Raw genomic sequence first — 7,258 nt, 5'->3', positions numbered from 1 at the left:
CTCGGTGCGGCGTGCCGCCAGGACTACGCGGGCGCCCGCCCGTGCAGCTACCCGCGCCAGGTGGGCGCCGATACCGCTGGAGGCGCCGGTGACCAGGACGGTCTTGCCGGCGAGGGAGAAGAGGTCGTTGCTCATGGCTGCACCTTGTTCATCTGGGCGAATTCGCTGACCGCCAAGGTTAGCCGGATGCGCCCTCAAGGGCGTGCAGGGTGCGCCATTCGCACCGCGAATGACGGAGGCTTTTCGTAGGAGCGAGCATGCTCGCGAACCGCCCAATGCCGGAGTCAGAGCTGTTCGCGAGGAAGCTCGCTCCTACAGCAGAAACGGAAAAGCCCGGCACATGGCCGGGCTTTTTCATGACGCGGGAAGCGAATCAGGCTGCGAGTGCGCGGGCCTGCTTCTTCTTCACCTGCGCGCGGCAGGCATCGCCGAACGCCTGGAAGATCTTCACCGAGTCAGGGTTCTTCGCGGCTTGCCACTCCGGGTGCCACTGCACCGCGAAGAGGAAGGGCGAAAGCGTCGGGGCGTGGATGGCCTCGACCAGGCCGTCTTCGGCATGGGCGATGGCTTCGATGCCCTTGCCCAGGTTCTTCAGGCCCTGGCCATGCAGCGAGTTGACGCGGATCTCGTCACCCAGCAGCTGCTGCAGCCAGCTGCCCGAAACCGGACGAACGCCGTGGACCTGGCTGTACTGCACGTCGACCGGGTCTTCGGGATTCTCGCGATGGTCATTGAAGCCGGGCTCGGCGTAGACCTTCTGGTAGATATCGCCGCCCAGGGCCACGTTGATTTCCTGCATGCCGCGGCAGATGCCGAAGATCGGCAGGCCACGCGCGATGGCGGCCTTGATCAGCGGGATGTCGAAGTTGTCGCGGTCCTTGTCCTGGCCCTTGCCGGGAGTCTGGTTCTCCTGGCCGTAGAGGGTCGGATCGATGTTGCTGCCGGCGCCGGTCAGGTACACGCCGTCGGCCATGTCCAGGTATTGCTCGAGGTCTTCGATGCCGCAGCAGGTCGGTACCAGTACCGGCACGCAATCGGACTGTTCGACCAGGGGCACGATGTATTTGTGGGTCATTACCTGATAGTCGTGGCCTTTGCGCTCTTGGCTGCCCATGGACATCAGGACGACGGGTTTTCGAAGGGTCTGTTTCTTGTTGCCAATGTTGCTGTTGGACATATGTCACCTTTGGACGGGCTGCAGCCCATCGTTTTTGTGCAGGCGCGCAGCGGAAAAGGCGCGCTACCTGAGGTTCCGAGCACTGCCGGGAGCGCACAGAAGGCGATGATTCCCGGTCGAAACCTGCCTACCAGCCTGCCAGAGCCGTTAAATATGTCAAACGAATTCGGCGGCGAGCGTCAAAAATAATGGCCGAAATCACTCGGCGCATTTGGTGTATGTGATTGTTTATAAAGGATTTTTATAAATATCCAGGCGTGATGAAAAGTCCATTATTTAAAACGCCGCTTCATAATGGTGAAAAATTCTGCACGCTTTTTCACGCAAGGCGTTCAGGATCGGCAACGCCTGCGCAGGCGGCGCGCTCTGCCTCGCGGGTTTGCCCGGAACGGCGCGCTCAGTGGCACTCGATGCGGTTGCGACCGTTCTGCTTGGCCCGGTAGAGCGCGCTGTCGCTGCGGGAAAGCCCGGCCTCGGCAGAAACGTCGCTCGCGTCCAGTTCGGCGATGCCGATGCTGATGCTCAGCGGGATGCGCTGTCCGCCCTGCATCAGCGGTTGTTCCAGCAATTGCTGCTGCAGGCGCTGCGCGAAGATCCTGGCGGCGGCGATGTCGGCGTCGCCCAGTACCACGGCGAACTCTTCGCCGCCCACGCGTCCGGCGAAATCGACGCGGCGGATGTCGCGGCCGAGGATGCAGGCGAAGTGGCGCAGCGCCTCGTCGCCGACAGCGTGGCCCCAGCGGTCGTTGATCGCCTTGAAGTGGTCGATATCGCACATCAGGATCGCTGCGTGGCGGGTGGTCGAGCGTTGCACGCGACCGAGCTCGGCCTCGATCAGGCGCATGAAGTGGCCGCGGTTGGGCAACTGGGTGAGGAAGTCGGTGGTGGCCAGCACCTGCAGTTCGGCTTCGATGCGCTTGCGTTCGGTGATGTCGGTGATGAAGCCGTGCCAGATCAGGCTGCCGTCCGGCAGGCGCTTGGGGTGCGCGTTGCCCTGGCGCCAGAGCGTGCCGCGGCCGGGGATCTGCACGCGGTATTCGTGCCGCCAGGGTTGCAGGTGGGCGGCGGACGCCTCCAGCGAAGCGAGGCAGGCCGGAAGGTCGTCGGGGTGGATCAGGTCGCGCAGGAGCACGGATCGATGGCGCATCTGTTCGGCGGGCACGCCATAGATATCCATCACGCCGGCGCTGACGTAAGGGAAGGTGCCGGTACCGTCGGGGAGGCGGCGGAACTGGAAGACCATGCCGGGAATTTCGTTGGTCAGGTCGGTGAGCAGCTCCACGCTTTCGCGCAGCTTCTCGGCCATGCCGCGCAGGGCGCTGATGTCGGTGGTGGTGCCGAGCATGCGCAGGGCGTTGCCCGCGGCGTCGCGCTCCACCACCTTGCCGCGGCTGCAGACCCAGAGGTAGTGGCCGTCCTTGTGCCGCAGGCGGTGCTCTACTTCGTAGGCTTCGGTGCGGCCCTCGAAGTGGTCTCGCATGGTGTTCTGCACATACTCGAGGTCTTCGGGGTGCACGCGGGTGTAGGCATCCTCGATGCGGCTGCCGATTTCGTCTTCGGTGTAGCCCAGCAGCGACTTCCACGCGCTGGAATAGTGGATCTGCCCGGTCGGCACGTGGCGGTCCCAGATGCCCGTGCCGCTGCCGTCCACCGCCAGGGCCATGCGCCGTTCGCCGTCCTTCTGCGGTGCGCGGTCGCGGTCCAGCAGCGCTTCGCCCAGTTCCAGTACGTCGGTCAGCAGACTTTGCTGTTCGTCGCTCAGTGCCTCGTCGCTGTCGCCGAGCAGCAGCAGGCGCGCCTGGGGAAAGCCTTGCGGGTCGCGCAGCAGCCTGCTGGCCAGCAGGTTCATGAGCCGGCCCTGGTGGCTGAGCGGGCTGGCGGAGGCATCCAGGGACAGCAGGGTCGCCAGGGAAAGCGCTGCCGCAGCGTCGATGCCGAGCTGGCCGAGCAACTGGCCGTGCATGTCGATGAGCAGGACGGCGCAATCGCCGCCTGCATGCCGGGCGAGACGCAGCAGGCCGTCATATCGCCCGCACTCCTTTACCGCAGGATTACTGGAAGTTCGCATCCGATAGCAGCTTCTTCGACGGAGGATGGGCTTGGCATGACGCCGCGCTGGACGCCGCGGCATGCGGACGCAGATGGCCCTATGAAATCACGGCCTTGGGGGCGCCACAATGTCCCTCCGCGACATGGGCGACGAGCGTGCAGGGCAGGGGAGGGCGCCTGCGGTAGCGCAGGCGCGCAAGGGTCAGTTGATCAGTTGGTCGATCAGTACGGCGTTGGTGTAGAACAGGCAGCCGTCGCTGGCGCGGTGGCCGACGAGATGGAACTGGCCGCGATGCTCGGCGCCGCCCAGGTACACGCGGAACATGCAGTCGGCCAGTGGCCCGACGCTGTCGGGCATGTGCAGGTCGAGAGTATCGAGATTGGTGTCGACCATCATTTCCTTGCGGTCGTTTTCCTGCAGGTACAGCTCGGCCTGTTCCAGGTGCAGGCGGTCGTCATCGGTGAGATAGAAGTGGATGTCGGTCACCGGGATGGGCTTCTGATCCGCGGTGAGCTTGCACCAGCCTTCGAGTGTCAATGCGCTCATGATGCTGTCCTCCTTCCGTTCGCGGGTTGATACCGCGCCGTCAGAAGTTGGACCGCTTCGCTTGGCGTTTCGCTCATTATTTATCGATGAGCCGACGCGCGACATAAAAAAAGCCGCTCCAGGGGAGCGGCTCGAAGGACGTCGAAGGAGCAATCACAATATCAACGTCAGGAGTTGTCTTCCGCAGGGAAGTGCGGAAGCGGGAAGATGGGTTGATTCTAGGAAGTTGAATCCTTGAGATAAACCGCCAATCCGGGAAGAGACTTTCTGTCAGGGCGTAATAATCTCTCGGGAACACGGGGTAAACATTCAGATGAATCCGAAAGTTGCCCCGCGTTATTGCCAGACGAATATCCGCCTGAATTACAGGATCGACAGCGGGTATTCGACGATCAGGCGCAGTTCGTTGTTGTCCGCCTCACCCTGGTCGGCGTTGGCGCGGTGGAAGGCCTGGCGCATGCGGAAGGACAAGTCCTTCGCCGGGCCCTCCTGGATCACGTACTTGGCTTCCAGGTCGGTCTCGTGGTGGCTGCCGTCTTCGCCGTACAGGCCGGCGTAGCTGCCATCGGCGTCGGCGTGGCTGCCGTCGATGCCGGTACCGTTGATGTAGCGGGCCATGAAGCTCAGGCCCGGTACGCCGTAGGTATCCATCGCCAGGTCGTAGCGGACCTGCCAGGAACGCTCGCCCGGACCGTTGAAGTCGGAGTACTGCACGGAGTTGGCGAGGAATACCGAGTCGCCGGTGGCGCCGTCGCCGTCGTCGCCGAAGCCGACGTAGTCGAACGGAGTGTCGCCGTGGACCTTCTGGTAGGCCAGGGTGACGGTGTGCGCCTGCAGGAAGGAGTAGGCTGCAGCCAGCGACCAGGTGGTGTTGCTGATCTCGCCGGCCTTGGCCTGACCGTAGTCGTTGGTGCGGTAGATGTTGAAGTCGAACGCGAGAGACTGGTCGTTGGCGACCGGCAGCACCCAGTTCACGTTGCCGTAGTACTGGCGCCAGATGTCTTCGAACTCGGAGCCGTACAGCGACACGCTCAGGTTGTCGGTGATGCCGTACTTGCCACCCACGAAGTCGACGCTGCTGGCTTCTTGGACCGCATACGCAGCCCACAGGCCGCCGTCGCGGGCGGTGGTGACCGGGCTGGTGCCGGAGGTGAAGTGACCGGCTTCCAGGTCCAGGCCATCGATTTCGCTGCTGAATAGGTTGAAGCCCGAAGCGGTCTGCGGAATCAGGCGGGTGCCGCCGGCGGCGAACACCGGAGCGGTCGGCTGCATGTCACCGAATTTCAGCTCGGTTTTGGAGATGCGCACCTTCAACGCGCCACCGGCCTTGCCGTAGTCGTCTTCCGGCTTGCCGTCGTTGCCCACCGGCAGGTTGCCGGTACCCGCGCGGCCACCGCCGGCGTCGAGCTTGATGCCCAGGTAGCCAAAGGCGTCCACGCCGAAGCCGACGGTGCCCTGGGTGTAGCCCGAGGAGAAGTTCGCCAGGAAGCCCTGGGTCCAGTCGCGGTTGTCGGCGCGGCCGTTCTTGCCGTCGTGGTCGTAGTAGTAGTTGCGCAGCAGGACGTCGAGCTTGGCGTCCTCGACGAAGCCCTTGGCATCGGCCTGATCGGTGACGAAGGGTTCGGCGCTGGCGAACTGGCTGGCGGCGGCGGAAACAGCGAGGACGATAGCGCTGCGTTTGAGGTGCTTCATGGATATTGCCCCTAGAGTCTTGGAGGACCGGCTCGATGAAGTGCGTGAGAGCCGGACGTTTTTATAGGCAGGCACAATGAATCCGAACGTGGATTGACCACGGCGGAAAATCGCAGGAAGTTGCGTTGGCATTGTTGCAGTCAACTGACTTTGCATTCCCCCGCGTATTGCTCCAGACGCGGGCTTGGATACGCAAAGCCGACGTCATAATGCCGAAAGAGTTCGCCGTTTAAATCACGGATAATGAAAAGGTCTATGTCTCAAATTGTAATAATCAGGACTTTTGTCCAGTTGAAATAAGCTGTCAGGAAGTTCCGCATATATATGCAATGCCACTGTTTCCGGGGGCTGCGGGCACGGTGACATGGCGCACATCGGGGCGATGCGGCTAAGCTGCGCGACCCGGCCGCCGCACCCCATGCGGCGACGTGCCCCATTCACCGACAGCAGAGATTTGTCCCATGACGCCTACCTTCATCCCCGACGCGGACCCCGAATCCATCTCCTCCGACGTCGCCGGCTTCGGCGGCCTGCTGGTTTCCACGCAGATCCCCACCCTCGAGGACGGCAGCCTGGAGCTGGGCGACATCAAGGCCCAGAGCGAAGCCACCCTGCGCAGCCTGCAGCTGGCCCTGGAAAAGGCCGGCAGCGGCCTGGACCACGTGCTGCACCTGACCATCTACCTCACCAGCATGGCCGACCGCGCCGCGTTCAACGAGGTGTACTGCCGCTTCTTCGCCAAGCCCTACCCGGTGCGCGCCGCCGTGGGTATCTCCGAGCTGGCCGTCGAAGGCATGAAGGTGGAAGTCACCGCCATCGCGGCCAAGCGCGCGAGCTGATCTTCCTGCCTTTGTGAGATCGGGCCGCTCTGCGGCCCTTTCTTTTTATCCCCTCCGCAATGTCCTAGATGGCTCTGGTTCGCGAGCAAGAACTAGGCGTCCCCCTCGCTCCTACGAAAAGCAGCGCAGACCTGTAGGAGCGAGCTTGCTCGCGAACCCCCTTCGCTCCAGACCTCCCGCCGAATGTATTGCTTTGTATCTGCCGCTTCCTGAGCGGACACACGCATACAAAAGCCTCCCGCCGCCGATACGCCCGCGATACATCGCTGCGGCGAAATAGCCCTACCCGAACGACAAGGCGCTTCGGCAGGGAAAACCTCCAGCGCTGCGTTCCAGGGATTCGCCCTCGCGGCATGACCCGGCGCACCACGCGCCACAGTATCTGGAGAAAAACCATGACCCGACTCTTGAAAAAAGACCTGCGCTCGAAATCCCAACTCGGTCTGCTCGCCGTTGCCCTGGTGGGCGGCCTGAACATGGCCTCTTCCGCCTTCGCCGTCGAAGCCCTGCCGCAGGGCTACCAGTTGGCCTCCGCCGCCAAGGCCGGAGAGGGCAAATGTGGCGAGGGCAAGTGCGGCGCGGCCAAAGAAGCCAAGGCCAAGGCGAACCAGGGTGAAGGCAAGTGTGGCGAAGGCAAATGCGGTGCCGACGGCGCCCAGGCCAAGGCCACCGGCGCCGAGGGCAAGTGCGGTGAAGGCAAGTGTGGCGATGCTTCCTTCGCCCGGACCGACGCCGACCACGACGGCCGCGTCTCCCGCGCCGAACTGCTGGCCGTGGCGCCCAAGGCCAACGCCGAGTTCGATGCCATCGACGCCAACCACGACGGCTACCTCTCCGAGGGCGAGGTCTACCAGTTCCGCAAGAACCAGTTCGACTCCAACGGCAAGCCGTTCCCGTCGGACCTGTACAGCAAGCTGAGCCAGGCCAGGAACTGACCGCCGCCGACCACCTCCC

8 protein-coding genes are annotated in these 7,258 nt (G+C 63.5%); 3 read left to right on the top strand and 5 right to left on the bottom strand.

Annotation, left to right across the window (positions count from 1 at the left end; translation table 11 throughout):
• The coding region (locus tag ACCC94_RS10490; RefSeq protein ID WP_413349374.1) for an SDR family NAD(P)-dependent oxidoreductase at positions 1-135 on the bottom strand (135 nt) is incomplete at its 3' end.
• Between the two features lie 238 nt (positions 136-373).
• On the bottom strand, positions 374-1,177 hold the full coding sequence (locus ACCC94_RS10485) for a gamma-glutamyl-gamma-aminobutyrate hydrolase family protein (RefSeq protein ID WP_413349372.1): 804 nt from the start codon (positions 1,175-1,177) through the stop codon (positions 374-376).
• On the opposite strand from ACCC94_RS10485, the gene ACCC94_RS10480 reads away from it, so the two are divergent.
• Positions 1,067-1,366, top strand: a complete 300-nt coding sequence (locus ACCC94_RS10480) for a hypothetical protein (RefSeq protein WP_413349376.1) — start codon at positions 1,067-1,069, stop codon at positions 1,364-1,366. The two genes, ACCC94_RS10485 and ACCC94_RS10480, sit on opposite strands and share 111 nt — an antisense overlap.
• Positions 1,367-1,574: 208 nt before the next feature.
• On the opposite strand, the gene ACCC94_RS10475 is transcribed toward ACCC94_RS10480, so the two are convergent.
• From ACCC94_RS10475 to ACCC94_RS10465, 3 genes are all read right to left on the bottom strand, one after another.
• Complete coding sequence (locus ACCC94_RS10475; protein ID WP_413349370.1) at positions 1,575-3,245, bottom strand: diguanylate cyclase; 1,671 nt, start codon at positions 3,243-3,245, stop codon at positions 1,575-1,577.
• A gap of 183 nt (positions 3,246-3,428) precedes the next feature.
• A complete protein-coding gene (locus tag ACCC94_RS10470) occupies positions 3,429-3,773 on the bottom strand; it encodes a hypothetical protein (RefSeq protein WP_413349368.1) in 345 nt (114 codons plus the stop codon).
• A 363-nt stretch (positions 3,774-4,136) separates the two neighbouring features.
• The gene (locus tag ACCC94_RS10465) at positions 4,137-5,465 is read right to left on the bottom strand and encodes an OprD family porin (protein ID WP_413349367.1); all 1,329 of its coding nucleotides are present in this window, start codon (positions 5,463-5,465) and stop codon (positions 4,137-4,139) included.
• A 461-nt stretch (positions 5,466-5,926) separates the two neighbouring features.
• Here ACCC94_RS10465 and ACCC94_RS10460 point away from each other — a divergent pair, with 461 nt between their 5' ends.
• Together ACCC94_RS10460 and ACCC94_RS10455 are read left to right on the top strand one after the other, a co-directional pair.
• Positions 5,927-6,304 (top strand): RidA family protein, encoded by a 378-nt coding sequence (locus ACCC94_RS10460; protein WP_413349365.1) that lies wholly within the window; start codon positions 5,927-5,929, stop codon positions 6,302-6,304.
• A 395-nt stretch (positions 6,305-6,699) separates the two neighbouring features.
• Entirely contained in the window at positions 6,700-7,239 is a 540-nt protein-coding gene (locus tag ACCC94_RS10455) for a hypothetical protein (protein ID WP_413349364.1), read from the top strand.
• The last annotated feature ends 19 nt before the right edge of the window (positions 7,240-7,258 follow it).

It is taken from the genome of Pseudomonas sp. Pseusp97 (genome assembly GCF_047304025.1).
Lineage (GTDB): Bacteria > Pseudomonadota > Gammaproteobacteria > Pseudomonadales > Pseudomonadaceae > Pseudomonas.
Note: the sequence above shows the minus strand (reverse complement) of the source record. Positions and strands in the feature narration are given on the sequence as shown.

Coding starts and splice junctions, on each gene's coding strand:
- ACCC94_RS10485 (WP_413349372.1), bottom strand. CDS start 1,177: ATGTCCAACAGCAACATTGGCAACAAGAAACAGACCCTTCGAAAACCC.
- ACCC94_RS10475 (WP_413349370.1), bottom strand. CDS start 3,245: ATGCGAACTTCCAGTAATCCTGCGGTAAAGGAGTGCGGGCGATATGAC.
- ACCC94_RS10460 (WP_413349365.1), top strand. CDS start 5,927: ATGACGCCTACCTTCATCCCCGACGCGGACCCCGAATCCATCTCCTCC.
- ACCC94_RS10455 (WP_413349364.1), top strand. CDS start 6,700: ATGACCCGACTCTTGAAAAAAGACCTGCGCTCGAAATCCCAACTCGGT.
- ACCC94_RS10470 (WP_413349368.1), bottom strand. CDS start 3,773: ATGAGCGCATTGACACTCGAAGGCTGGTGCAAGCTCACCGCGGATCAG.
- ACCC94_RS10465 (WP_413349367.1), bottom strand. CDS start 5,465: ATGAAGCACCTCAAACGCAGCGCTATCGTCCTCGCTGTTTCCGCCGCC.